This window comes from Ancylobacter sp. WKF20, assembly GCF_029760895.1.
Classification (GTDB): domain Bacteria; phylum Pseudomonadota; class Alphaproteobacteria; order Rhizobiales; family Xanthobacteraceae; genus Ancylobacter.
On record NZ_CP121679.1, the window covers coordinates 4,193,398 to 4,215,361 of the forward strand.

21 protein-coding genes are annotated in these 21,964 nt (G+C 67.3%); 12 read left to right on the plus strand and 9 right to left on the minus strand.

Features of this window, described 5'->3' with window-relative positions:
• Window positions 1–39 precede the first annotated feature (39 nt).
• On the plus strand, window positions 40–1,416 hold the full coding sequence (locus AncyloWKF20_RS19360) for an MFS transporter (protein WP_279315579.1): 1,377 nt from the start codon (window positions 40–42) through the stop codon (window positions 1,414–1,416).
• On the opposite strand, the gene recR is transcribed toward AncyloWKF20_RS19360, so the two are convergent.
• Window positions 1,413–2,018 carry a recombination mediator RecR gene (gene recR / locus AncyloWKF20_RS19365; protein ID WP_279315580.1) on the minus strand — a complete coding sequence of 202 codons (606 nt, stop codon included), beginning with the start codon at window positions 2,016–2,018 and terminating at the stop codon, window positions 1,413–1,415. The genes AncyloWKF20_RS19360 and recR overlap by 4 nt on opposite strands.
• Before the next feature lie 222 nt (window positions 2,019–2,240).
• Here recR and AncyloWKF20_RS19370 point away from each other — a divergent pair, with 222 nt between their 5' ends.
• Entirely contained in the window at window positions 2,241–3,677 is a 1,437-nt protein-coding gene (locus AncyloWKF20_RS19370; protein ID WP_279315581.1) for a sodium:proton antiporter, read from the plus strand.
• Between the two features lie 15 nt (window positions 3,678–3,692).
• Here AncyloWKF20_RS19370 and AncyloWKF20_RS19375 read toward each other — a convergent pair whose 3' ends face one another.
• The 3 genes from AncyloWKF20_RS19375 to AncyloWKF20_RS19385 all read right to left on the minus strand — a co-directional run bounded on the left by AncyloWKF20_RS19375 (window position 3,693) and on the right by AncyloWKF20_RS19385 (window position 6,770).
• A complete protein-coding gene (locus AncyloWKF20_RS19375; protein WP_279315582.1) occupies window positions 3,693–4,220 on the minus strand; it encodes a DUF3016 domain-containing protein in 528 nt (175 codons plus the stop codon).
• 34 nt (window positions 4,221–4,254) lie between these two features.
• Complete coding sequence (locus AncyloWKF20_RS19380) at window positions 4,255–5,883, minus strand: phosphoenolpyruvate carboxykinase (ATP) (protein WP_279315583.1); 1,629 nt, start codon at window positions 5,881–5,883, stop codon at window positions 4,255–4,257.
• A 104-nt stretch (window positions 5,884–5,987) separates the two neighbouring features.
• Entirely contained in the window at window positions 5,988–6,770 is a 783-nt protein-coding gene (locus AncyloWKF20_RS19385) for a DUF2470 domain-containing protein (RefSeq protein ID WP_279315584.1), read from the minus strand.
• A gap of 251 nt (window positions 6,771–7,021) precedes the next feature.
• Between AncyloWKF20_RS19385 and AncyloWKF20_RS19390 the strand changes: the two genes are divergently transcribed.
• The 6 genes from AncyloWKF20_RS19390 (at window position 7,022) to ahcY (ending at window position 12,547) form a co-directional block, all read left to right on the plus strand.
• Window positions 7,022–7,720: a response regulator transcription factor gene (locus AncyloWKF20_RS19390; protein ID WP_267583969.1), complete on the plus strand. Its 699-nt coding sequence runs from the start codon at window positions 7,022–7,024 to the stop codon at window positions 7,718–7,720.
• A gap of 7 nt (window positions 7,721–7,727) precedes the next feature.
• The gene (locus AncyloWKF20_RS19395; RefSeq protein ID WP_279315585.1) at window positions 7,728–9,611 is read left to right on the plus strand and encodes a sensor histidine kinase; all 1,884 of its coding nucleotides are present in this window, start codon (window positions 7,728–7,730) and stop codon (window positions 9,609–9,611) included.
• A gap of 2 nt (window positions 9,612–9,613) precedes the next feature.
• A complete protein-coding gene (locus AncyloWKF20_RS19400) occupies window positions 9,614–10,063 on the plus strand; it encodes an HPr kinase/phosphatase C-terminal domain-containing protein (RefSeq protein WP_279315586.1) in 450 nt (149 codons plus the stop codon).
• Window positions 10,064–10,228: 165 nt separating this feature from the next.
• Complete coding sequence (locus tag AncyloWKF20_RS19405) at window positions 10,229–10,630, plus strand: PTS sugar transporter subunit IIA (RefSeq protein ID WP_279315587.1); 402 nt, start codon at window positions 10,229–10,231, stop codon at window positions 10,628–10,630.
• Entirely contained in the window at window positions 10,627–10,914 is a 288-nt protein-coding gene (locus AncyloWKF20_RS19410) for an HPr family phosphocarrier protein (RefSeq protein WP_279315588.1), read from the plus strand. Before AncyloWKF20_RS19405 ends, AncyloWKF20_RS19410 begins: the two co-directional genes overlap by 4 nt.
• A gap of 226 nt (window positions 10,915–11,140) precedes the next feature.
• On the plus strand, window positions 11,141–12,547 hold the full coding sequence (ahcY, locus tag AncyloWKF20_RS19415) for an adenosylhomocysteinase (protein WP_279315589.1): 1,407 nt from the start codon (window positions 11,141–11,143) through the stop codon (window positions 12,545–12,547).
• 49 nt (window positions 12,548–12,596) lie between these two features.
• Here ahcY and AncyloWKF20_RS19420 read toward each other — a convergent pair whose 3' ends face one another.
• Together AncyloWKF20_RS19420 and AncyloWKF20_RS19425 are read right to left on the minus strand one after the other, a co-directional pair.
• Window positions 12,597–14,126 (minus strand): hypothetical protein, encoded by a 1,530-nt coding sequence (locus AncyloWKF20_RS19420; RefSeq protein ID WP_279315590.1) that lies wholly within the window; start codon window positions 14,124–14,126, stop codon window positions 12,597–12,599.
• A gap of 82 nt (window positions 14,127–14,208) precedes the next feature.
• Window positions 14,209–14,697 carry a GNAT family N-acetyltransferase gene (locus tag AncyloWKF20_RS19425; RefSeq protein ID WP_279318034.1) on the minus strand — a complete coding sequence of 163 codons (489 nt, stop codon included), beginning with the start codon at window positions 14,695–14,697 and terminating at the stop codon, window positions 14,209–14,211.
• Between the two features lie 160 nt (window positions 14,698–14,857).
• On the opposite strand from AncyloWKF20_RS19425, the gene AncyloWKF20_RS19430 reads away from it, so the two are divergent.
• The gene (locus AncyloWKF20_RS19430; protein WP_279315591.1) at window positions 14,858–15,163 is read left to right on the plus strand and encodes a hypothetical protein; all 306 of its coding nucleotides are present in this window, start codon (window positions 14,858–14,860) and stop codon (window positions 15,161–15,163) included.
• A gap of 71 nt (window positions 15,164–15,234) precedes the next feature.
• Here the strand turns inward: AncyloWKF20_RS19430 and AncyloWKF20_RS19435 are convergent, their stop codons facing one another.
• On the minus strand, window positions 15,235–16,008 hold the full coding sequence (locus AncyloWKF20_RS19435; RefSeq protein WP_279315592.1) for a ferredoxin--NADP reductase: 774 nt from the start codon (window positions 16,006–16,008) through the stop codon (window positions 15,235–15,237).
• A gap of 179 nt (window positions 16,009–16,187) precedes the next feature.
• Here AncyloWKF20_RS19435 and AncyloWKF20_RS19440 point away from each other — a divergent pair, with 179 nt between their 5' ends.
• The gene (locus tag AncyloWKF20_RS19440) at window positions 16,188–16,607 is read left to right on the plus strand and encodes a VOC family protein (protein ID WP_279315593.1); all 420 of its coding nucleotides are present in this window, start codon (window positions 16,188–16,190) and stop codon (window positions 16,605–16,607) included.
• 9 nt (window positions 16,608–16,616) lie between these two features.
• Here the strand turns inward: AncyloWKF20_RS19440 and AncyloWKF20_RS19445 are convergent, their stop codons facing one another.
• The gene (locus AncyloWKF20_RS19445; RefSeq protein ID WP_279318035.1) at window positions 16,617–18,071 is read right to left on the minus strand and encodes a sensor domain-containing diguanylate cyclase; all 1,455 of its coding nucleotides are present in this window, start codon (window positions 18,069–18,071) and stop codon (window positions 16,617–16,619) included.
• Between the two features lie 228 nt (window positions 18,072–18,299).
• Here AncyloWKF20_RS19445 and AncyloWKF20_RS19450 point away from each other — a divergent pair, with 228 nt between their 5' ends.
• Window positions 18,300–19,688 carry an aldehyde dehydrogenase family protein gene (locus AncyloWKF20_RS19450; RefSeq protein WP_279315594.1) on the plus strand — a complete coding sequence of 463 codons (1,389 nt, stop codon included), beginning with the start codon at window positions 18,300–18,302 and terminating at the stop codon, window positions 19,686–19,688.
• On the opposite strand, the gene AncyloWKF20_RS19455 is transcribed toward AncyloWKF20_RS19450, so the two are convergent.
• Window positions 19,665–20,936, minus strand: coding sequence for an Hsp70 family protein (locus tag AncyloWKF20_RS19455; RefSeq protein WP_279315595.1), 1,272 nt, complete (start codon window positions 20,934–20,936; stop codon window positions 19,665–19,667). The two genes, AncyloWKF20_RS19450 and AncyloWKF20_RS19455, sit on opposite strands and share 24 nt — an antisense overlap.
• A gap of 340 nt (window positions 20,937–21,276) precedes the next feature.
• Here AncyloWKF20_RS19455 and AncyloWKF20_RS19460 point away from each other — a divergent pair, with 340 nt between their 5' ends.
• Window positions 21,277–21,963 carry an exopolysaccharide biosynthesis protein gene (locus AncyloWKF20_RS19460; protein ID WP_279315596.1) on the plus strand — a complete coding sequence of 229 codons (687 nt, stop codon included), beginning with the start codon at window positions 21,277–21,279 and terminating at the stop codon, window positions 21,961–21,963.
• The last annotated feature ends 1 nt before the right edge of the window (window position 21,964 follow it).

The following is a 21,964-nucleotide window of genomic DNA, read 5'->3' on the forward strand; positions in this document are numbered from 1 at the left end:
CCGGGGCGAATCGGGCGGTTCGACGGATGCGCCATCGCCATGACCGACGCTGCCCGCCACCCGGCCGGCCCACCCAATGCTGCTGATCCACCCGCGACCGGCGTGCTCGCCGGCCTTGCCGTCTATCTGCGCCCGCGCGTCATCGCCATTCTGCTGCTCGGCTTCTCCTCCGGCCTGCCGCTGGCGCTTTCCGGCTCGACGCTGCTGATCTGGATGCGCGAGGCGGGGGTTGACCTCACCACCATCGGCCTGTTCGCGCTGGTCGGCACGCCCTATGCCATCAAGTTCCTCTGGGCGCCGGTGGTCGACGCGCTGCCCGTTCCGCTGCTCTCGCGCTGGCTCGGGCGGCGGCGCGGCTGGATGGTGTTCGCCCAGCTGCTGCTCGCTGGCGCCATCTGCCTGCTGGCGAGCGTCGATCCGCGCGCCGCGCCGTGGCTGGTCGCCTTCGCCGCGCTGCTGGTCGCCGCTGCCTCGGCGACGCAGGACATCGTGATCGACGCCTACCGCGTCGAGCGCCTCGACCTCTCCGAGCAGGCCGCCGGCATGGCCGCCTATGTCTTCGCCTACCGGGTGGGGATGCTGGTCTCGACTGCCGGTGCGCTGTTCCTCGTGACCTTTATCCAGGACGGTTTCGGGCTCGACGCCGCGGCCGCGTGGCGCTGGGGCTACCTCGCCATGGCCGGTTGCGTCGGCATCGGTCTTGTCACCACGCTCTGCTCGGGCGAGCCCACCTCGACGGCGGGGCGCGAGACGGCGGCGCAGGCCGCCGAGTCGCCGGTGAAGCGCGTGCTGCGCGCGGCGATCAGCGCCTTCACCGAATTCCTCGGCCAGCCGCTCGCCCTCGCCATCCTCGCCTTCGTGGTGCTCTACAAATTTTGCGACGCCTTTGCCGGCGCCATGACCGCGCCCTTCGTCATCGACCTCGGCTTCACCCGCACCGATTACGCGGCCATCGTGAAGGGCCTCGGCCTCGGCGCGACGCTGGTCGGCGGCATTGTCGGCGGCATGGCGGCGCGGGCCCTCCCGCTTCCCACCATGCTGTGGATCGGCGCCATCCTGCAGAGCGCCTCGAACCTCTCCTTCGCCTGGCTGGCGACGCAGGGGCATGACTACACCGCCCTGTCGATCGCCATCGTCGCGGAGAACTTCACCGGCGCCATCGGCACGGTGATCTTCGTCGCCTATCTCTCGGGCCTCTGCCGCAACCCGCTGCACACGGCGACGCAATACGCGCTGCTCACCGCGCTGGCGGCGACCGGGCGGACCTATCTCGCCGCCTCGGCCGGCTATGTGGCGACGGAGCTCGGCTGGTTCTGGTTCTTCGCCGGCTCGCTCATCGCCGCCGTGCCGAGCCTCATCCTGCTCGCCTATCTGCAGGCGCGCGGGCATTTCCGCACGCTGGCGGCGGCGTCCTAGAGGCTGGTGCGGGCGCGGATGGCGGCCGAGAGCGTGCCCTCGTCGAGATAATCGAGTTCGCCGCCCACCGGCACGCCCTGCGCGAGGCGGGTGACCTTCACCCCGCTCTCGCGCAGCAGCTCGGTGACGTAATGGGCGGTGGTCTGCGCATCCACCGTGGCGCCGAGCGCCAGCAGCACCTCGCTGACCTCCCCGCCTTGCACGCGCGCCATCAGCGTCGTGAGGTTCAGCTCGTCCGGCCCAATGCCGTCGAGCGGGGAGAGCGTGCCGCCCAGCACATGGTAGCGGGCATTGAGCGCGCCCGCCCGCTCCAGCGCCCACAGGTCGGCGACATCCGCCACCACGATCAGCAGCGTCGGGTCGCGGGTTTCGTCGGTGCAGACCGAACAAGGGTCGCGTACGTCGAGATTGCCGCAGACCCGGCAGGTGGCGATCTTGCCGAGCACGTCCTGCATCGCACCGGCAAGCGGGCTCATCAACTGCTCGCGCTTCTTGATGAGCTGCAGCGCCGCGCGCCGGGCCGAGCGCGGCCCGAGGCCGGGCACGCGGGCGAGCAGCTGGATGAGGCGTTCGATCTCGGGTCCGGCGACGGCGCGGGGCATGGGATCCTCATCGCCGCGGATCGGCGCGGCAGGGGTGGGCACGGCTCACCTCTAGCGCAGGCCGGTCACCCCCGCCAACCCGCCGCGCACGCCCCGTCGGCGGCTCTGCGCCCCGGCAGCGCGCGTGATCACATCGGCACCAGCGAAATCCGGTTTCGCTCGACACCAGGGGAGGGCGTTGCTAACCGGGGGATCACTTCATTCAAGCCGCAGGGAAGACCGATGCCGACGACGAAAGCCGCCGCCACCGCCGCCTTGTCCGCCGCCCTCCTGTTCGTGGGCGCGGCGCCCGCCCTCGCCGCACCGGGCGCGGGCATCGAAGGCGCCACCCTGCCGCTGCTCTGGGGCATTCCCTTTGTCGGGATGCTGCTCTCCATCGCCATTCTGCCGCTGCTGGCCGGCCATTTCTGGCACCATCATTACGGCAAGGTCGCGCTGTTCTGGGGGCTCGCCTTCCTCGTGCCCTTCGTCGCGGTCTATGGCACGGGGCTGGCGACCTATGAGGTCGTCCACGCCGCGACGCTGGAATACATCCCCTTCATCATCCTCTTGTTCTCGCTCTTCACCATTTCCGGCGGCATCCTGCTCACCGGCAATCTGCGTGGCAGCCCGGCGGTGAATACCGGCCTTCTTGCCACCGGCATGGTGCTGGCGAGCTTCATCGGCACGACCGGCGCCTCCATGGTGCTGATCCGCCCGCTGCTGCGCGCCAATGACGACCGGCGCTACAACGTCCACATCGTCGTGTTCTTCATTTTCCTCGTATCGAACATTGGCGGCTCGCTGACGCCGCTGGGTGATCCGCCGCTGTTCCTCGGCTTCCTCAAGGGCGTCGACTTCTTCTGGACGACCCGGCACCTGTTCCACGACACGGCGGTGATCGGGGCGATCCTGCTCGTCGCCTTCTTCCTGCTCGACCGCTATTTCTACGCGCGCGAGGAGAAGCTGCCGCCCAAGGCCGATCCGACCCCGGAGACGGAGAGCCTCGGCCTGCGCGGCAAGCGCAACATCCCGCTGCTCGGCGGCGTGATCGCGGCGATCCTGATGAGCGCGCTGTGGAAGCCCGGCATCGAGTTCGACATTCTCGGCACCCATGTGGCGCTGCCCTCCATCGTGCGCGATGTCACGCTGGTCGCGCTTGCCGGCGTGTCGCTCTGGATCACCCCGGCCTTCATCCGCGAGCGCAACGGCTTCGACTGGGAGCCGATCCGCGAGGTGGCCAAGCTCTTCGCCGCGATCTTCCTCACCATCATTCCGGTGATCGCCATCCTGAAGGCTGGCTCGAACGGCGCGCTGGCCCCGCTGGTCGCCCTCGTCACCGATCCGGCGGGCGAGCCGGTGAATGCCGGCTATTTCTGGATGACCGGTCTGCTCTCCGGCTTCCTCGACAACGCGCCGACCTATCTCGTCTTCTTCAACCTCGCCGGCGGCGACCCGCAGCTCTTGATGACGAAATATGCGGTGACGCTGGAGGCGATCTCGGCTGGCGCGGTGTTCATGGGCGCGCTCACCTATATCGGCAACGCGCCGAACTTCATGGTGCTCGCCATCGCCAAAAGCCGCGGCGTCGCCATGCCGAGCTTCTTCGGCTACATGGCGTGGTCCTTCATCTTTCTGATGCCCTGCTTCGCGCTGCTGACCTGGCTCTATTTCCTCTGAGCCGGGCGGCCGTCCTCAACCCTGTGCGCCTGTCGCCAGATAGGGGCGCAGGGTGGTGGTGAACCAGCGCGTGAGCAGCGCCTTCTCGAAGCGCAGCGGATCAACCGAGCGCACCGCCACCGGGTCCATCAGATAGTTCAGGCTGCGGATGGTCTCCTCGCCGCGCGCGAGCACGCGCCCGTCCCGGCGCAGCGTGTAGGCGAGCTTGATCGACGGCCAGGTATCCTCGCGCATCACCCGCAGCGTGCCGGTGCGTGAGGCGAGCGGGTTGATCATGCCGGCGAGGTCGAGATTGAGAACGCTCACCTCCAGCGTGTCGCCGGGCGGCAGCCGCGTGGCGGCGAGCCGCTCGATGATGCGGGTAAGCCCTTCCAGCGTGAGGCGCTGGTCGACCGGCGCCCAGCCGAGATTGCCGTCCGTGTAGTTCTGCGGCGCGACAAAGGTGATGCGCGCCGTGCCCGCCTGCGCTGATGCGGGGATGAACCCCGCAAGGGCAGTGCCGAGGGCAGCAGCGAGAATGAGGGCACGGGCGGCGTGGCGCATGGTGGGCCTCCATGGCGGGAGGCCCATGCTGCCATCATTCGGCGGCGATGGCCAAGCTTGGCTGAGCGCCGCGCACCTCGTCATCGACCAGGCCCTCGAAGCGGGCGAAATTGTTGCTGAAGCGGATGACGAGCTGGCGCGCGGTCTTGGCGTAGTCCATGCGGCTCGCCCAGCTGCGGGCGGGGTCGAGCAGCCGGGCATCGACGCCCTCGACCGCCTTCGGGACCATGAAGCCGAAATGCGGATCGGTGCGCCATTCGCCGGCCTCCAGCGTGCCATCGAGCGCGGCGGCGACCAGACGGCGGCTGGTCTCCAGCGGCACGCGCCGCCCGGTGCCGGCCTTGCCGCCGACCCAGCCGGTATTCACCAGCCAGCAGCTCAGCCCTTCCTGCGCGACCAGCGGGCGCAGCAGCGCGCTGCTGCGGGCCGGGTGCGTGGCGAGGAAGGGGGCGCCGAAGCCGGCGGCGAAGGCGGCCTGCGCTTCCTCGACGCCGGCCGCGCTCTCGGGCAGGCGGGCGCTGTAGCCGGACAGAAAATGATAGATCGCCTGCGCCGGGGTCAGCCGGGCGATGGGCGGGAGGATGCCGGTCGTGTCGCAGCTGAGCAGGAACAGCGCGCGCGGCGCGCGCCCCGTGGAGGCGGCGGCGCCGATCGCGGCGAGCGGGAAGGCGGCGCGGGGATTTTCCGTCGGGCTGTCGGCTCCGAGCAGCGGCGCGCGGCTCTCCGGGTCGAGCGGGACGTTCTCGAGCACGGTGCCGAAGCGCGCGAGGCCGGCAAACAGCGCCGGGTCATCCTCGGCGCTGAGGTGATCGGCCCGCACATAGGCGCCGCTCTCCAGCGCGCGAATGCCTTCCGCGCGCCAGCCGAGCCCGCCATCGGCGATCAGCACGCGGCCATCCGCGCTGGCGAGCGCGGTCTTGCCGGTGCCGGGAAGGCCGACGAACAGCGCCGTCTCGCCCGCTTCATCCACGCTCGCGGCGGCGCAGAGCGGCAGCGTGCCGCTGTCGGGCAGCATGTGGCCGAGCGCGGTGAGCAGGGCGGCGCGGATCTCGCCGGCATGGGCGGTGCCGGCGATCAGCACCAGACCAGCGGCGAGATCGGCGGCGATGACGGTCGCGCTGCGCACGCCGTATTTCTCCGGCTCGGCCTTGAAGCTCGGCACGCAGAGGAGCGTGAGGCGCGGCGTGGCGCTGGTAATGGCGTCGGCCTCGAGCGGGCGCAGCAGGTTGCGCAGGGTGAGCGCGTGCCAGGCGTGCTCGGTCAGCACCCGTACCGGCACGTCGTCTGCCAGCACATCCTGCGCGAACAGCGTGCGCGTGCTCGCATGGGCGAGGAAATCAGTCTTGAAAGTGTCGAAGGCGTCGCGGGTGAGGGCGTTGGCGCTCTCCCAGTCCACGCTCTCCTCGGTGTCGGCTTCGCGCACGATGTAGCGGTCGGCCTCGCTCAGATGGCGGTGGGCGCCGCTGTCGGCGACCAGCGCCCCGGTCGCCGAAAGGCGCGTCTCGCCGCGGGCGATGGAGCGCTCATAAAGGGCGGCCTCGGTGAGGTTCCAGAACAGCTTGCCGGTGCCGTCCAGCCCAAGGGCTTCAAGGCCATGCTGCTCGTTACGCGTGCCAGACTGTTGCAAGGTCGGCTCCTCCTGACGCGGGACATACAGGGGCACCGGGTGCTCCCAGGCGCGTTTTTCGCCGATCTTCCGGGTCGATTGTGTGACGAAACCGGGCCCAAGCGATGGTCATAGGTTAAGGCCGGGCCCGGCGCGCCCGCCTATTGGGGCGAATCCACCGGGGCGCCACGGGCCTTGGTGGCCAGTTCCACAAGGATTTCCCGCATCGCGCGGGCCGTGGTGGCGCGGCGGGGAAAATCGAGCCGGCGCACTTCCGTGCCGGACATCAGGTCGCAGCCGGCGGGGTCGATGCCGATCATCCGCCAGTCGCCCGGCCCGGTGCCGATGAGGTGCATGGCATAGAGAGTGATGGCGTCGCGGTGGTCCTCGTTCATATGGGCGACCGCGCTCTCCTCCGCCGCCAGCATCTCGCCCGCGTCCGAGGTGTCGAGGATGAGGTCGTCGCGGCTGACATCGGTGATGCGGCCGAAGCCGGCGACGAGGTGCGCGCTCGTCACCTCCACCCGGTAAAAGGCGAAATCGGCGAAGCCGGCGAACATCGCCGCGTCGGGGTGGCGGGCGAGGAAGCGGCGCCGCGCCATCTCGATCTCATCGGTCTCACTTAGCCTGACTGCACACCCCATCACACCGGCGCGCGCGCCCTGAAGCTCGTCGCCGGAGCGCCGTTCATCGAGCAGAAGCGACACCCGGCCATCGGCGAGGATATTGCGCGTATGCCGCGCCAGGGTGGACAGGAGCAGGATCGGCGTGCCGTCTGGCAATGTCGCGACCTGCACCAGCGACGCATAGGGGCCGCCCTCGGTGTCGAGCGTCGCCAGCGCGCCGATCCGTGCCTCGCGCAGCAACCGGCGCGTGGCGGCGGGTCCGTCGAAGGACGGGGCGGGATTGGGGGTAGCTGGGATAACGGGCGCGGCGGCGGCCATGAAATTCCTCCATTGCCATAGGCGGTTGGCGGGGCGGGGGAGAGTCGTGCTCCCGCAGCTTCCCGTTCGTCAAGCCAAGCTCGCGGCATCGTGCGGCACGGATATGCGGGAGCCGTGGACCGCGCGATTGGCTATATGGCGTGAAACGCGCTATTTCTGTTGAATCAGTTTGCCTGTCACATTATGGCCACGGCGGCACGGTTCACCCGCAGGCTGCTTCAACTACCGCCGCCGAACAGGAAAGTGTTCCGATGCCGACCATCGCTCTCGTCGACGACGATCGCAACATCCTCACCTCCGTGTCGATCGCCCTCGAGTCGGAAGGCTACCGCATCCAGACCTATACCGATGGCGCCACCGCGCTGGACGGCTTCAAGACCAGCCCGCCGGACCTCGCCATCTTCGATATCAAGATGCCGCGCATGGACGGCATGGAGCTGCTGCGCCGCCTGCGCCAGAAGAGCGACATGCCGGTGATCTTCCTCACCTCCAAGGATGACGAGATTGACGAGCTGTTCGGCCTCAAGATGGGTGCCGACGACTTCATCAAGAAGCCCTTCTCCCAGCGCCTGCTGGTCGAGCGGGTGAAGGCGGTGCTGCGCCGCGTTTCGCCCAAGGACGGCACGCTGCCGCGCGAGACCGACAGCGCCAAGGTGCTGGAGCGCGGCCAGCTGCGCATGGATCCCGAGCGCCACACCTGCACCTGGAAGGGCGAGAACGTCACGCTGACCGTCACCGAGTTCCTGATCCTTCAGGCGCTGGCGACCCGGCCGGGCGTGGTCAAGAGCCGCAACGCGCTGATGGACGCGGCCTATGATGATCAGGTCTATGTCGACGACCGCACCATCGACAGCCACATCAAGCGCCTGCGCAAGAAGTTCAAGGTGGTCGACGACAATTTCGAGATGATCGAGACGCTCTACGGCGTCGGCTACCGCTTCAAGGAGTAGCGGCCTCTTGCTCGATCCCGCATCCAACCGGCCCCCGGCCGAGGACGAGGATCCGCGCGACGGCATCGAGGGCCCGGACGACGACGCGCCGCGCAAGGGGCGGGTTGCCGGCCTCATCGGCGCCGCCGGGCGGCTGCGCAATTTCGTCGCCTTCCAGAGCTTCTCCAGCCTCACCCGCCGCATCGTCCTGCTGAATCTCGTCGGCATGTGCGCGCTGGTGTCGGGCATCCTTTATCTGTCGGAGTTCCGCGCCGGGCTGATCGACGCGCGGGTGCAGAGCCTGCTGGTGCAGGGCGAGATCATTGCCGCCGCCATCGCCGGCTCCGCCCAGGTCGAGACCAACGCCATCACTATCGACCCCGAACGGCTTTTGGAGCTGCGGGCCGGCGAGAGCTATGGTCCCGGCGAGGACGGCTTCGCGCCGCTGGAATTCCCCATCAATCCCGAGCGCGTCGCCCCGGTGCTGAAGCGCCTCGTCGAGCCGACCGGCACGAGCGCGCGCATCTATGACCGCGATGGCGGCCTGCTGCTCGATTCCCGCTCGCTCTATTCCAAGGGCGAGATCCTGCGCTTCGAGATGTCGGCGCCGACCGAGCGGCGGCCGAACTGGTTCGAGAAGACCTGGAACCGGCTCAAGCTCTGGTTCGAGCGCGGGGATCTGCCGCTCTACAAGGATCTCGGCCCCAATAACGGCAAGGGTTATGCGGAAGTCGCCGCCGCGCTCGAGGGCCGCAATGCCTATGCGGTGCAGGTGAATGACCGCGGCCAGGTCATCGTCTCGGTCGCCGTGCCGGTGCAGCGCTTCCGGGCCGTTCTGGGCGCGCTGCTGCTCTCGACCCAGAGCGAGGAGATCGAGCAGGCGGTTGCCGCCGAGCGGCTCGTCATCGTGCGCGTCTTCCTCGTCGCCATGGCGGTGATGGTCGTGGTTTCGCTGCTGCTCGCCAGCACCATCGCAGGCCCGGTGCGCAAGCTGGCGGATGCCGCCGAGCGGGTGCGCCGGCGTACCCGCTCGCGCGTCGAGATCCCGGACTTCACCCGCCGCTCCGACGAGATCGGCCATCTGTCCGGCGCGCTGCGCGACATGACGGATGCGCTCTATTCGCGCATCGAGGCGATCGAGAGCTTCGCGGCCGACGTCTCGCACGAGCTGAAGAACCCGCTGACCTCCCTGCGCTCCGCCGTGGAGACGCTGCCGCTGGCTAAGAGCGACACGTCGCGCGCGCGGCTGCTCGAGGTCATCCAGCACGATGTGAAGCGGCTCGACCGGCTCATCACCGATATCTCCGATGCCTCGCGGCTCGACGCCGAGTTGCAGCGTCAGGAGGCCGAGCCGGTCGATCTCACCCGCCTGCTGACCACCGTCACCAGCGTGCACAACGATGTGAGGCGGGGCGACGGGGTGAGCGTCAAGCTCACCTTCGAGCCGGCAGCCGGCGTCACGGGCGGCTTCATCGTGCTCGGCCACGATTCCCGCCTCGGCCAGGTCATCAACAACCTCATCGACAATGCCCGCTCCTTCTCGCCCAAGGGCGGCGAGGTGCGGGTGACCTGCCGGCGGCTCAGGGACGCGGTGGAGATCATCGTCGACGATGACGGGCCGGGCATTCCACCCCACGCCCTCGCGCGCATCTTCGAGCGCTTTTACACGGATCGTCCCGAGGAGCAGGGCTTCGGGCAGAATTCCGGCTTGGGCCTGTCGATCTCCAAGCAGATCGTCGATGCCCATGCCGGCCGCATCTGGGCCGAGAACCGGGCGGCGACCTCGGGCGAGGCGACGGGCAAGGCCAAGCCCAAGGGCCGCGCCCGAAAGCCGGCGGTCGAGGTTGCCGATGATGGGGCGGGGCCACGGCCGGCCGGCGCCCGCTTCATCGTCCATCTGCCGGCGGCCTGACCATGGACAGCCCGACGCTCCACGCCTCCTGCGTCAGCGTCGGCGGGCGCGGTGTGTTGATCCGGGGCGCCTCCGGGGCGGGCAAGTCGCATCTCGCCTTCGCCCTCATCCTCGCCGGCGGTTCGGGCCGGGTGCCACCGACCGAGCTCGTGGCGGATGATCGCGTGCATGTGAACGCGCTCGACGGGCGGCTGGTCGCTACCGCGCCGCACGCTCTGGCCGGGCTCATCGAAATTCGCGGCGCGGGCCTGCGCCGATTGCCGCATGTCGCTGAGGTGTCTCTCCATCTCGTGGTCGATCTCGACGCGCCCGACGCGGCCCGCCTGCCGGCGCCGGAAGCTTGCCGTTGCGTGATTTCCGGCATCGAACTGGCGCGCCTACCGGTGCTGCGCGCGGGGGACGCCCTCCAGCAGGTTCTTGCGTGCCTGCTCACCGATCCGGCGCCGGGCTAGGTCGCTCACCGGAATATGCTTCGAGTTTCTGCCCTTACGCCCTTGCCATTCGTGTGCGCTGCAACGATGATGAGCGCCCCATGAAGAGGGGTGCTTCTGAATTGATCATTCAGGAGGTCCCGCGCAGAGATGCACTTGTGCCGTAGGCGGGCGCGGCGGAGCAGAATGATAGGTCTCGTACTCGTAACGCACGGACGCCTGGCCAGCGAATTCCGTTCAGCTCTTGAACACGTCATGGGACCGCAATCCCAGCTTGAGACGATCACGATCGGCCCTGACGACGACATCGAGCAGCGCCGCAACGACATTGTCGGCGCGGTCGAGGCGGTGAACAGCGGCGGTGGCGTGGTCATTCTCACCGACATGTTCGGCGGCACGCCCTCCAACCTTGCCATTTCCGTCATGACCTCGCCCGATATCGAGGTCGTCGCCGGTATCAACCTGCCCATGCTGGTCAAGCTCGCCACCGTGCGCGGAGAGGTGCCGATGGCCGAGGCGGTGGTGCAGGCGCAGGATGCCGGGCGCAAATACATCAACATCGCCAGCCGGGTGCTTGCGGGCAAATGATGGACACGTCGGTCGCCCTCACGCGTGAGCTGTCCATCGTCAACAAGCGCGGCCTGCATGCGCGCGCCTCCGCCAAATTCGTCCAGACCGTCGAGCGCTTCGACGCCGATGTGCGCGTCACGCGCTGCGGCGAGACGGTTGGCGGCACGTCCATCATGGGCCTGATGATGCTGGCCGCCGCGCCGGGCACCTCCATCGAGGTCGCCGCCTCCGGGCGGGAGGCGCAGGCCGTGATCGAGGCGCTGACCCATCTCATCGCCGACCGCTTCGGCGAAGACGAGTAGCAGCCAGCCGCCGGGCCGGGCCGCGGCGCCCTTCCCCCGCCTCCATCGCCAATCCCTCCAGACTGGAAGCGTCTCGCATGGCGCGGGCATCGTCGTGCCGGTAAAACCGGGATCGATCCCATGGGTTCGTCACGCGACATAAAGACATCTTTATGTCGTTATTGCTATGCCAGGCTGTAGCTGGTAAACCGCATGCCGAACCCGTCACCCGTCAGGAAGAGCTTTCATGGCCCTCGCCAGCGAATACATCGTCAAGGACATCGGCCTCGCCGATTTCGGCCGTAAGGAAATCGATCTGGCCGAGACCGAGATGCCGGGCCTCATGGCCATCCGTGCGGAATATGGTCCGTCGCAGCCGCTCAAGGGCGCGCGCATCGCCGGCTCCCTGCACATGACCATCCAGACCGCCGTGCTGATCGAGACGCTGAAGGCGCTCGGCGCGGATGTGCGCTGGGTCTCGTGCAACATCTTCTCGACCCAGGACCACGCCGCGGCCGCCATCGCCGCCGCCGGCACGCCGGTCTTCGCCTTCAAGGGCGAGACGCTGGTCGAGTACTGGGACTTCACCGCCAAGCTGTTCGACTGGCATGATGGCGGCGTGCCGAACATGATCCTCGACGATGGCGGGGATGCCACCATGCTGGTGCATCACGGCCTGCGCGCCGAGAATGGCGACACCGCCTTCCTCGACCAGGCCGAATCCGAGGAAGAGGTGATCTTCTTCGCCCTCATCAAGAAGCTGCTGGCCGAGAAGCCGAAGGGCTGGTTCGCGCAGGTCGCCGCTTCCATCAAGGGCGTCTCGGAAGAGACCACCACGGGCGTGCACCGCCTCTACAAGCTCGCCGAGCAGGGCAAGCTGCTGTTCCCGGCGATCAACGTCAATGACAGCGTCACCAAGTCGAAGTTCGACAACCTCTATGGCTGCCGCGAGTCGCTGGTCGACGCCATCCGTCGCGGCACCGACGTGATGCTGGCCGGCAAGGTCGCCTTCGTCGCCGGCTTCGGCGATGTCGGCAAGGGCTCGGCCGCTTCGCTGCGCCAGGCCGGCGCGCGCGTCATCGTCTCCGAGGTCGATCCGATCTGCGCCCTGCAGGCGTCGATGGAAGGCTATGAGGTGGCGACCATCGAGGACGCCTTCTCCCGCGCCGACATCTATGTCACCGCGACCGGCAACCGCGACATCATCACCGTCGATCACATGCGGCAGATGAAGGACCGGGCCATCGTCTGCAACATCGGCCACTTCGACAATGAGATCCAGGTCGCGGGTCTCAAGAACTTCAAGTGGAACAACATCAAGCCCCAGGTCGACGAGATCGAGTTCCCGTCGGGCAACCGCATCATCCTGCTGTCGGAAGGCCGTCTGGTGAACCTTGGCAACGCCATGGGCCACCCGTCCTTCGTGATGTCGTCCTCCTTCGCCAACCAGACGCTGGCGCAGATCGAACTCTGGGCCAACCCGGGCAAGTACGAGAAGAAGGTCTACACCCTGCCGAAGTTCCTCGACGAGAAGGTCGCCGCGCTGCACCTCGAGAAGCTCGGCGTGAAGCTTACCAAGCTGCGCCCCGAGCAGGCCGACTATATCGGCGTGCCCGTCGAGGGCCCCTTCAAGCCGGACCACTACCGCTACTGATCGGCCGTTCTCGGCTGGACATGAAAAGGGCGCCGCGAGGCGCCCTTTTTTATGCCGGTTGAGCCGGAGTAATCGGGGCGAGATGCGTGTAGCGCGCGCCGAGGCGGATCGCGACCAGTTCCCATATCTGCCGCAGGCGATGGACGTGCAGGTCATCCACCATGACTTCGAAGAGGTGAATGAGGTCCGCGTCCCCAAGGCGGCTCGTTGCCGCCGTAGTGCGCGCGGGCGAGGGGCGGGGTACGCCATCGGGTGCTGCTGGGCCGGCAGCAACCGCGGGGGCAGCGGCATCTGCGGGGCCTGCCGCTTGGTTCTGCTGTTGTCCTGCACCGTTTGCGGCGGCACGCGGATCTTCGGGTTCGGCGAAACGCTCGGATGACCATTTGAAGATGACCTGAGCCAGATCGCGGCGGATTGCCGGGGTCGCTCGCGGGTCAATGGTGGCCCGCTCGAGATCGAAGATGGTGCGAATGTTGCGCGAGCGGAGCGCGACGAAGCCCTCGGCGCCGACGATGGTGCAAAGCTGCGCCTGCGCCACCCAGTCGATCGCCTCATAGAAGCCGAAGGGCGTCTCGACGTGCAACATGATGGGGTTGAACGTCGCAAGGTTCTGCACGTCGAAGATCTGCTGGTCCTGCAGCCGGAAGGCGATCGCGGAGTCGATGCCGTCGATCATTTCGAGTGGTACGACGGGTGTCTTTTCCAGTAGATCGCTGCGATAGCCCTTCAGGGGCAGAGACAGTTTGGAAACCAGCAGGCGCAGGCCCAGATCGGGCAGGAAGCCGATCAGGAAGGCGATGCCGTACCAGAGTCCGCTCGCCGCGGACATGCTCGGCACCGCGGGCGCGATGCGCCAGAGCGCGACCACGCAGACCACGGCGAACAGCATGTTCATTGTGACGCGAAGAAAGGTCTGCGGTCCCAGCTCGAAATTCGTGACCGCACGCAGCAGGTAGGTCAGCGAGAAAAGAATGGCGCCGGCAAAGGTGAACGCGACCACGGTGAGACTGCGCACCATCTGGCAGGAGGTCATGTCATAGGGGCAAGGCTCCGGGGCGACCACGCTCGCCTCATCCGTGCCATTTGTCGGGGCTGAGGCAAGGTTCTGAGGCGCCGGAGCCGGCGGCGCTGCACCGGCCTGCGCCTGAACAACGCCAGCGGCAGATGCGGATGGTGTGACCGGCTTGCCATCCTGCGCCCCTGTGCAGTCGGGCCAGCAGCTAAGCCCATCGGCGAGAAGGAGGATTGGGCCGATCTTCGGGGCCTGGTCTTTCGTCACCACGTCGCTCAGCGGTGTGAAGATGACGGAGAGACCTATCGTCGAGAGGACGACATAGGGGATAGCGCTGAGATAGATCTGCCAGGAGGAAAACTCCAGACTTCTTCCATCATACTTGGACTTCACAAACTCGAAGGACGGCGATGTATCGGTCTCGAATCCGAAGGCCTGTGCGATTTCCTGCACCAGTGAATAGCGTTCGCGCCGGAGGTTGTTCCTGATCTTGATGACGATGAATGGCAGAACCAGTGCAACGAGCAAGGCAACGATCTGGTCGTATGTTGCATCCAGCGGATTCATGACAGGGCGCCCCTTCCCAACCAAGGCCCCATGCTAGACGCGTTATAGTCAAATATGCAACTTAAAGTTTAACTTAGATAAGTCACAACCCTCGTTGCATGAACACCAGATCGAGCCTCTGGCCGAACTTGGTGCCGATGCCGGGCATCCGGCCCGTTTCCACGAAGCCGAGGCGGGTGTGCAAGGCGAGGGAGGCGGTGTTGCCGCCGGTGATGCCGCCGATCATCACCTTCTTGCCGATGGCGCGGGCGGGCTCGAACAGCGCTTCCACCAGCTTGCCGCCAAGGCCACGTCCGCGCGCGTGCTCGGCGACATAGACCGAGTGCTCGACGCTGATGCGGAAGCCGTCAAAGGGGCGGAAATCGCCGAAGCTCGCATATCCCAGCACCTCGTCGCCCTCGGCCGCGACGATGACCGGGTAGGATTTGGCGCGGCGGTCGGCCAGCCAGGCGCTGCGGTTGGCGAGGTCGGTCGGCGTGTCGTTCCAGATCGCCGTCGAGTGCAGCACGGCATGGTTGTAGATGGCGAGAATGCCCGGCAGGTCGTGGGCGGTGGCGTCACGCAGGATCATCATGTCTCTCCCGGCGCGGGCGGCGCCTGCCGCAGGGTCATCGCGGATGCGCCCGATTCCGGCCTCGGTGGGAATCTATAGGATGGACGCTGGAATGTCGGCCATCGGCCCCCATATCCGGGAAAAGTGGCAGTACCGCCCAGGAGGAAAGACCAAAAGGATGAACTCGAGCGATCCCTTCGACCGTATGCGCTTCACCGTCCGGCGGGTGAGCTGGTGGCAGGTGGCCGTGGTCGTCGCCGTGGCTCTGGCCGTCGGCATTGCGCTGGCGCTGGTGGCGGCGAGCGTGTTCCTCGTGGTCTTCCCGATCATTGCCATCGCCGGCATTGCTTACCGCCTGTTCGGCGGTCGCAAGCGCCCGGCGGGCGGCGCCACGGTGATCGACGCGGAATACCGCATCCTCTCGCCGGAGGAGGCCGCCCGCGAGCGCGAGGCGGCGTGGGATCCGAACCGGCGCCTGCGCTGAGCGGACGCCGGTCCCGGCACTCACGTCTCGGCGCAGGTCACGTCTCGGCGCAGGTCACGTCTCGGCGCAGGTCACTTCTCGACGAAGGCCTTCTCGATCACGAAGTCGCCCGGCTCCGTGGTCGAGCCTTCCTCGAAGCCGCGCTCCTTGAGGATGACGCGCATGTCGTCGAGCAGCTGCGGGCTGCCGCACAGCATGACGCGGTCGTCTTCCTTGTCGAGCGGCGGCAGGCCGAGATCCTCGAACAGCTTGCCCGAGGTGATCAGGTCGGTGATGCGGCCCTGGTTGCGATAGGGCTCGCGCGTCACGGTCGGGTAATAGACCAGCTTCTCGCGCACCAGCTCGCCGAAGAACTCATTGTCCGGCAGCTCGTTTTCGATGAAGTCCTGATAGGCGAGCTCGCCCACGGTGCGCACGCCGTGCACCAGGATCACCTTCTCGTAAGCCTCGTAGGTCTCCGGATCCTTGATCAGGCTCATGAAGGGCGCGAGGCCCGTGCCGGTGGAGAGCAGATAGAGCCGGCGGCCGGGGACGAGATAATCCACCAGCAGCGTGCCGGTCGGCTTGCGCCCGACAATCACCTCGTCACCCACCTTGAGGTGCTGGAGACGCGAGGTCAGCGGGCCGTTCTGCACCTTGATGGAGAAGAACTCGAGGGTCTCCTCGTAATTGGCGCTGGCGATGGAATAGGCGCGCAGCAGCGGCTTGCCGTCGACCGGCAGCCCGATCATCACGAATTGCCCGTTCTTGAAGCGCAGCGCCGGGTCGCGCGTCGTGGTGAAGGTGAACAGATTGTCCGTCCAGTGATGCACCGACAGGACGCGTTCGTGATGCAGGTTGCTCATTTACAAACCGTCTAAGTGAAAACTTCCAAACAAACCGGAAGTCCATGTAATTCCCTGGCGCACCCTTTACTGCGCAATCGCCGGCCTGTCGACCCTTCTGAACGCAGGCCTTGCCGGCGGAGAGCGGGCGCGCCACATCACCCTGGCCGCCTTCTGCGCCCCTTCCATGAGTCAGGTCAATGTTCAGTCACATCATCCTCGGTGCCCGCGACCTCCCCCTTCTCACCGGCTTCTACGACAAGGTGCTGGCACCGCTCGGGCTCACGCGCGTGGATGAGCCCTCCGATGGCGGGCCGGATGGCGCCATGTGGGTGATGCCGGGCAGCCGCTGGCCACAATTCTTCGTGCAACTGCCGTTCAACGGGCTGCCCGCCACCTGGGGCAATGGCACGCAGGTCAGCTTCGCCGCCCCGTCCCCGGCGGCGGTCGATGCGGCCTGGCAGGCAGCGATCGAGGCGGGCGGGGTCGACGAGGGCAAGCCGGGCCTGCGCCCGAACTATGCGCCCGACTATTACGGTGCCTATTTCCGCGATCCCGAGGGCAACAAGATCTGCGTGGTGCATCTGGCCGCGCTGGAGCACCTCACCATCCGCGCCTGAAGCCGGACCTCAGGCGTCGGGCGGCGCGACGCCCGGCCCGCGCTTGTGCTCATACATGGCGAAGTCGGCGCGCTTGACCACCTGCTCCAGCCGCTCGCCGGCCATGCTGGTCGCCATGCCCATCGAGACCGAAAGGGTGGTGGCGGAATAGAACTGGTTGTTGAGCTCGATCAGCTTGCCGATGTTCTCGATCACGCCCTGACCGCCCGCCGCATCGACGCCCGGCAGGAGGATGGCGAACTCGTCGCCGCCGATGCGGGCGGCGCAGCTCGGGCGATCCACCGCCTTGGCGAGCACCTCGCCGGCCCGGCGCAGCAGCGTGTCGCCGGCGGCATGTCCGAGCTGGTCGTTGACCAGCTTCAGATTGTTCAGGTCCACCATGATGATGGTGACCGGGAAGGGGCCCTTGCGCTCCAGCCGGTTCAGCTCGTCGGCATAGAAGGAGCGGTTGTAGAGCTTGGTCAGCACGTCGTGCTGGCCGAGATATTCGAGATAGGCCTCGGCCTTCTTGCGCGCGGTGATGTCGGTGAGCGCGACCTGCACCAGCGACCAGTCCTGCTCGCGCCCCGGCAGCACCGAGAATTGCAGGTGCACATGCAGCTCGTCGCCGCCGAGCGTGTAGTTCACCACCTCGCGCTGGTGGAACAGCTTGCCGTTCCACAGTTCGATGAGCTGCTCGCGGAAATGCCGGTGCATCTCGTCGCGGAAGACGGCGCCCATACGCGCGATCAGGTCGGCCTTCGTCGCCGCGCCGAACATGTCGAGCGTGTGCTGGTTCACGTCGAGGACGCGCACCTCGCTGATGCAGCGCTCGACGAATTCGGGGTGGACATCCGTGAAGACGCGCAGATCGGTAATGCCGCGCTGGCGCACGTCGTCGAGCAGGTTCTTGATGCTGGAGAAGTCCTCCACCCAGAGCGAGACCGGCGAGTGCTCGAACAGGCCGCGCGCGTAGATTTCCGCTTGCGCCGCCTGCCGGCGCGCGGTTTCGCGGCTGCTCACATCCTCCACCGCGAGAAGCACCCGTTCCAGGCTCTCCTCATAGCCGGGCAGAACCTGGCCCTTGAGCTGGATGTCGAGGCGTTGGCCCGACAGGGTGTAGTTCACCGTGTGGCTGGCGAAGCTGCGATGCCCGTCCCAGAGCTGCGACAGCTCCTCGATGTGCGTCTTCAGCATGTCGTAGCGGAACACCTGGTCGAGATGGGCGACGAGGTGATCGAGGCTTCTCGCCTCGAACAGGTCGAGCGTGCGCTGGTTCACCTTGAGCACACGGATACGCCGTGAGCACTCCGCCACCCGGTCCGGCCGCCCGCGCAGATGCTCGCGCAGCGAGGTCACGCCCTCGGCCCGCCATTGCTCGAACAACGTCTTCACCGCGCTGAAATCCTCAAGCCAGAGCGAGATCGGCGCGAGGTCGAACATCATGGCATCGGTGCGGGCATCGGTCGTGTCGGCGGTCGCCATATCGGGAGAGAATTTCAGCATCAGCGACCATCATGCGTGCCGGCAGATACGTGCCGGTGTTCAGCGATGACCCGCAGATATAACCAATGTCCGCGCGAAATCGGCACTACCGAGGCACCGCAGCCGCATCTTGATAGGCGTTACCTATGCTCCAGCGCCCGCTATCGGCGCTGATGGACGGGCAAAGGGGCGCCGCGCTATAGGCAGATGACCAGCGAGGGCAGGTTCATGAGCGACATCGTCTGTATTTCCCCGATCGACGGCACCGAACTGGCCCGCCGCCCGGCCGCCAACGATTCCGCCACTGCCGCAGCGTTGGAGGCGGCCCGCACCGCCCAGCGCGACTGGCGGCAGGTGCCGATCGCCGAGCGCTCCGCCTATGTGCTGCGTTTCCTCGATGCCATGCTAGCGATGAATCAGGAGATCGTGCCCGAACTCGCCCAGCAGATGGGCCGGCCGGTGCGCAATGGCGGCGAGTTTCGCGGCTTCGAGGAGCGTGTGCGCTATGTGGTGGAAATGGCCGCGCGTGGCGCGCTGGATCCCGTCGTGCCGCACGATGCGCGCGAGGGCTTCCGCCGCTATGTGAAGCGCGACCCGCTCGGCATCGTGCTGGTCGTCGCGCCGTGGAACTACCCCTATCTCACTGCGGTGAACACCATTGCCCCGGCGCTCATCGCCGGCAATGCGGTGCTGCTGAAGCACGCGGCGCAGACCATTCTGGTCGGCGAGCGCTTCCAGATGGCGATGGACCGCGCCGGCCTGCCCAAGGGCCTGTTCACCAATCTCGTGCTGACCCACGACCAGACCTCGCGCCTCATCGGCTCGGGTGCGGTCGATTTCGTCAATTTCACCGGCTCGGTGGAGGGCGGGCGCGCCATCGAGCGCGCGGCGGCGGGCACGTTCACGCCGCTGGGGCTTGAGCTCGGCGGCAAGGATCCCGCCTATGTGCGCGCCGATGCCGACCTCGCCTTCGCGGTGGAGAACCTTGTCGACGGCGCGTTCTACAATTCCGGCCAGTGCTGCTGCGGCATCGAGCGCATCTATGTGCATGAGAGCCTCTATGACCGCTTCGTCGAGGGCTTCGTCGATCTCACCGCCGGCTATGTGCTCGGCAACCCGCTGGACGAGGCGACCACGCTCGGCCCCATGGCGCAGGGCCGCTTCGCCGACCTGATCCGCGGCCAGATCGCCGAGGCCGTCGGCAAGGGCGCGACCGCCCATATCGACCCCGCCCGCTTCCCCGCCAACCGCGCGGGCACGCCCTATCTCGCCCCGCAGGTGCTCACCGGCGTCGATCATTCCATGTCGGTGATGACGCAGGAGAGCTTCGGCCCGGTGGTCGGAATCATGAAGGTGGCGGACGACGCCGAGGCGCTGACGCTGATGAATGACAGCGTCTACGGCCTCACCGCCTCGATCTGGACGGCGGATGTCGAGGCCGCCGAGGCGCTCGGCAACGAGATCGAGACCGGCACCGTGTTCATGAACCGCTGCGACTATCTCGATCCTGGCCTCGCCTGGACCGGGGTGAAGGACACCGGGCGCGGCGCCACGCTCTCGCGCATCGGCTTCGAGATGCTCACCCGGCCGAAGTCATTTCACCTGCGCCACGGCTGAGCCGCCGTATCGCCGCGCGGCCTCGATGGCGAGGCCGGTGCCGACCGAGCCGAACGTGTCGCCCTCCACCACCCGCGCGTCCGGCAGGGCGGCGGTGATGGCGGTGCGCACATGGGCGAGGCGCGTCGAGCCGCCGGTGAGGAACAGCGCGTCGATATCGTCGCCCGTGAGGCGAGCCTGCGACAGGCACAGCGCGATGCGCCCAGCGATGCGCTCGGCCAGCGCGCTGGTATGCGCCTCCAGCTCCTCCGGCGTGATGCCGAGCGAGAGGCCGGCCTCCAGCCAGCCGAGCTCGATCTCGGCGCGCGGCGCGTCGGTGAGGGCGATCTTGGCCTCTTCCGCCGCCATGGCGAGCGTATGGCCGCGTTGCTCTTCGACCACGCGGATCAGCCGCTCGACCAGCGCCGGGTTGGCCGCCTCGCGCCGCACTTCGGTCAGCTCGCGCAGGGTCTTGGCGGTGTAGAGCCGGTTGATGCTCGACCAGGTGGCGAGCTCGTGGAAATAGCCGCTCGGGACATCCCGGCCCGCCCGCTTCATCGGGCTGCGGAAGCCGAGCAGCGGCATCAGCGTGCCGAGCGAGAGGTAGCGGTCGAAATCCGTGCCGCCGATGCGCACGCCGTCATTGGCGAGAATGTCGTCGTCCCGCTCGGCCTGGCGCGCCCGAGCGGGCCCAAGGCGGACGATGGAAAAATCCGAGGTGCCGCCGCCAATATCGGCGATCAGCGCGATCTGCTCGTCGCCCACCTGCTGCTCATAGTCGAGCGCGGCAGCGATGGGCTCGAACTGGGTGGAGATGGCCGAAAAACCCGCGCCCTCCGCGATGGCGCGCAGCGCCTCCTCGGCCTTGCGGTTGGCGGCCGCATCGTCATCGACGAAGAACACCGGCCGGCCGAGCACCACCTGTTCGAGAGCGGTCCCCGTGCTCGCCTCCGCGCGGGCCTTCACCGTCTTCAAGAAATCCCCGATGACATCGCGGAAGCCGATGGCGCGGCGGCCGATCTGCGTCTTCTCCTCAATCAGCGGGCTGCCGAGCACCGCCTTGAGGCTGCGCATCAGCCGGCCATTCTCGCCGGCGACATAGCGCGCCATGGCGTCGCGGCCGATGGAGAGCGTGCCGGCGGGATCGTAGAACACCGCGCTCGGCACCGTCACCTTGCCATCCTCCAGCGGGGCAAGCGTCGGCGCGCCGGCCCGCCACAGGCCGAGCGTGGTGTTGGAGGTGCCGAAATCGAGGCCGCAGAACGCCATGGGAACTCCTGAGCTGCAGATGCGGGCATGGCGGCCGCGCGGGTGGTCGGTGAGGGCAGCCTCGCTAGCTGCTTCGGAGCGATTGATCAATTGACGTCAGGTTGAGGAGGCGGCACACCGGGGGCGGAAAAGGGAGCGTGCCATGACGATGCATCAATGGACCATGAAGCACTCGATCGCCGCCGTGGTGATCCTGCTGGTGGCGGTCGGCGCCTTCCTGTTCAGCTGGACCTGACGTCGGCGGAAATTGCGCCGGCCTTCTGGTGCACGTCACAATCGGCGCCTATCTGAAGCCGACGTGGAGCCCGGTGATCGGGCATCCGTGAGGAGTTGGTTCGCCTTGCCCAGCGATTTCTCGTCCGACGACACGACGGTGCGCGACCCCGTGCCGGCAACGGCGGACGGTTCCGCGGAGGCGACGGACGATACCGTCCGCCTGTCGGATGTGCTGAGCCGCATCGCCAACGATACCAGCCGCGAGCGCATCGCGGTGGGCGATCTGCTGCACGCGATGCAGGAACGCGCCTTCGGGCCGCTGATGCTGATCTTCGCGCTGCCGAATGTGCTGCCGACCCCGCCGGGAACCTCGACCATTCTCGGCGCGCCGCTGATCTTCCTCACCGCGCAGCTCGCGCTCGGCATGCAGCCCTGGCTGCCGGGGGTGATCGCCGGGCGCTCCATCGCGCGTAGTGACTTCGCCAGCTTCATCGACAAGGCCGTGCCCTGGCTCGCCAAGGCGGAGCGCTTGCTTCAGCCGCGCTTCGGTGCGCTGGCGCATCCGCCGGCCGAATATGTGATCGGCATCATGTGTTTCGTGCTGGCGATCGTGCTGGTGCTGCCGATCCCGCTCGGCAACATGCTGCCGGCGCTCGCCATCTGCATTCTCGCGCTCGGCATATTGGAGCGCGACGGCATCTGGATCCTCGCCGGCATGGCGCTGGCCTTCGGATCGCTGGGCGTTGTGTCCGGCGTCATCTGGGCGTTCCTGCAGACCGCCCTTTATCTCATCAAGAGCTTCCTCGTCTGAG

What these genes read in the sequence shown, in the direction of transcription:
- AncyloWKF20_RS19445 (WP_279318035.1), bottom strand. Translation starts at nt 18,071, where the DNA reads ATGGCGACCGCCGACACGACCGATGCCCGCACCGATGCCATGATGTTC.
- AncyloWKF20_RS19390 (WP_267583969.1), top strand. Translation starts at nt 7,022, where the DNA reads ATGCCGACCATCGCTCTCGTCGACGACGATCGCAACATCCTCACCTCC.
- AncyloWKF20_RS19450 (WP_279315594.1), top strand. Translation starts at nt 18,300, where the DNA reads ATGAGCGACATCGTCTGTATTTCCCCGATCGACGGCACCGAACTGGCC.
- AncyloWKF20_RS19375 (WP_279315582.1), bottom strand. Translation starts at nt 4,220, where the DNA reads ATGCGCCACGCCGCCCGTGCCCTCATTCTCGCTGCTGCCCTCGGCACT.
- AncyloWKF20_RS19435 (WP_279315592.1), bottom strand. Translation starts at nt 16,008, where the DNA reads ATGAGCAACCTGCATCACGAACGCGTCCTGTCGGTGCATCACTGGACG.
- AncyloWKF20_RS19385 (WP_279315584.1), bottom strand. Translation starts at nt 6,770, where the DNA reads ATGGCCGCCGCCGCGCCCGTTATCCCAGCTACCCCCAATCCCGCCCCG.
- AncyloWKF20_RS19405 (WP_279315587.1), top strand. Translation starts at nt 10,229, where the DNA reads ATGATAGGTCTCGTACTCGTAACGCACGGACGCCTGGCCAGCGAATTC.
- AncyloWKF20_RS19430 (WP_279315591.1), top strand. Translation starts at nt 14,858, where the DNA reads ATGAACTCGAGCGATCCCTTCGACCGTATGCGCTTCACCGTCCGGCGG.
- AncyloWKF20_RS19455 (WP_279315595.1), bottom strand. Translation starts at nt 20,936, where the DNA reads ATGGCGTTCTGCGGCCTCGATTTCGGCACCTCCAACACCACGCTCGGC.
- recR (WP_279315580.1), bottom strand. Translation starts at nt 2,018, where the DNA reads ATGCCCCGCGCCGTCGCCGGACCCGAGATCGAACGCCTCATCCAGCTG.
- AncyloWKF20_RS19425 (WP_279318034.1), bottom strand. Translation starts at nt 14,697, where the DNA reads ATGATCCTGCGTGACGCCACCGCCCACGACCTGCCGGGCATTCTCGCC.
- AncyloWKF20_RS19440 (WP_279315593.1), top strand. Translation starts at nt 16,188, where the DNA reads ATGTTCAGTCACATCATCCTCGGTGCCCGCGACCTCCCCCTTCTCACC.
- AncyloWKF20_RS19410 (WP_279315588.1), top strand. Translation starts at nt 10,627, where the DNA reads ATGATGGACACGTCGGTCGCCCTCACGCGTGAGCTGTCCATCGTCAAC.
- AncyloWKF20_RS19400 (WP_279315586.1), top strand. Translation starts at nt 9,614, where the DNA reads ATGGACAGCCCGACGCTCCACGCCTCCTGCGTCAGCGTCGGCGGGCGC.
- AncyloWKF20_RS19360 (WP_279315579.1), top strand. Translation starts at nt 40, where the DNA reads ATGACCGACGCTGCCCGCCACCCGGCCGGCCCACCCAATGCTGCTGAT.
- ahcY (WP_279315589.1), top strand. Translation starts at nt 11,141, where the DNA reads ATGGCCCTCGCCAGCGAATACATCGTCAAGGACATCGGCCTCGCCGAT.
- AncyloWKF20_RS19370 (WP_279315581.1), top strand. Translation starts at nt 2,241, where the DNA reads ATGCCGACGACGAAAGCCGCCGCCACCGCCGCCTTGTCCGCCGCCCTC.
- AncyloWKF20_RS19420 (WP_279315590.1), bottom strand. Translation starts at nt 14,126, where the DNA reads ATGAATCCGCTGGATGCAACATACGACCAGATCGTTGCCTTGCTCGTT.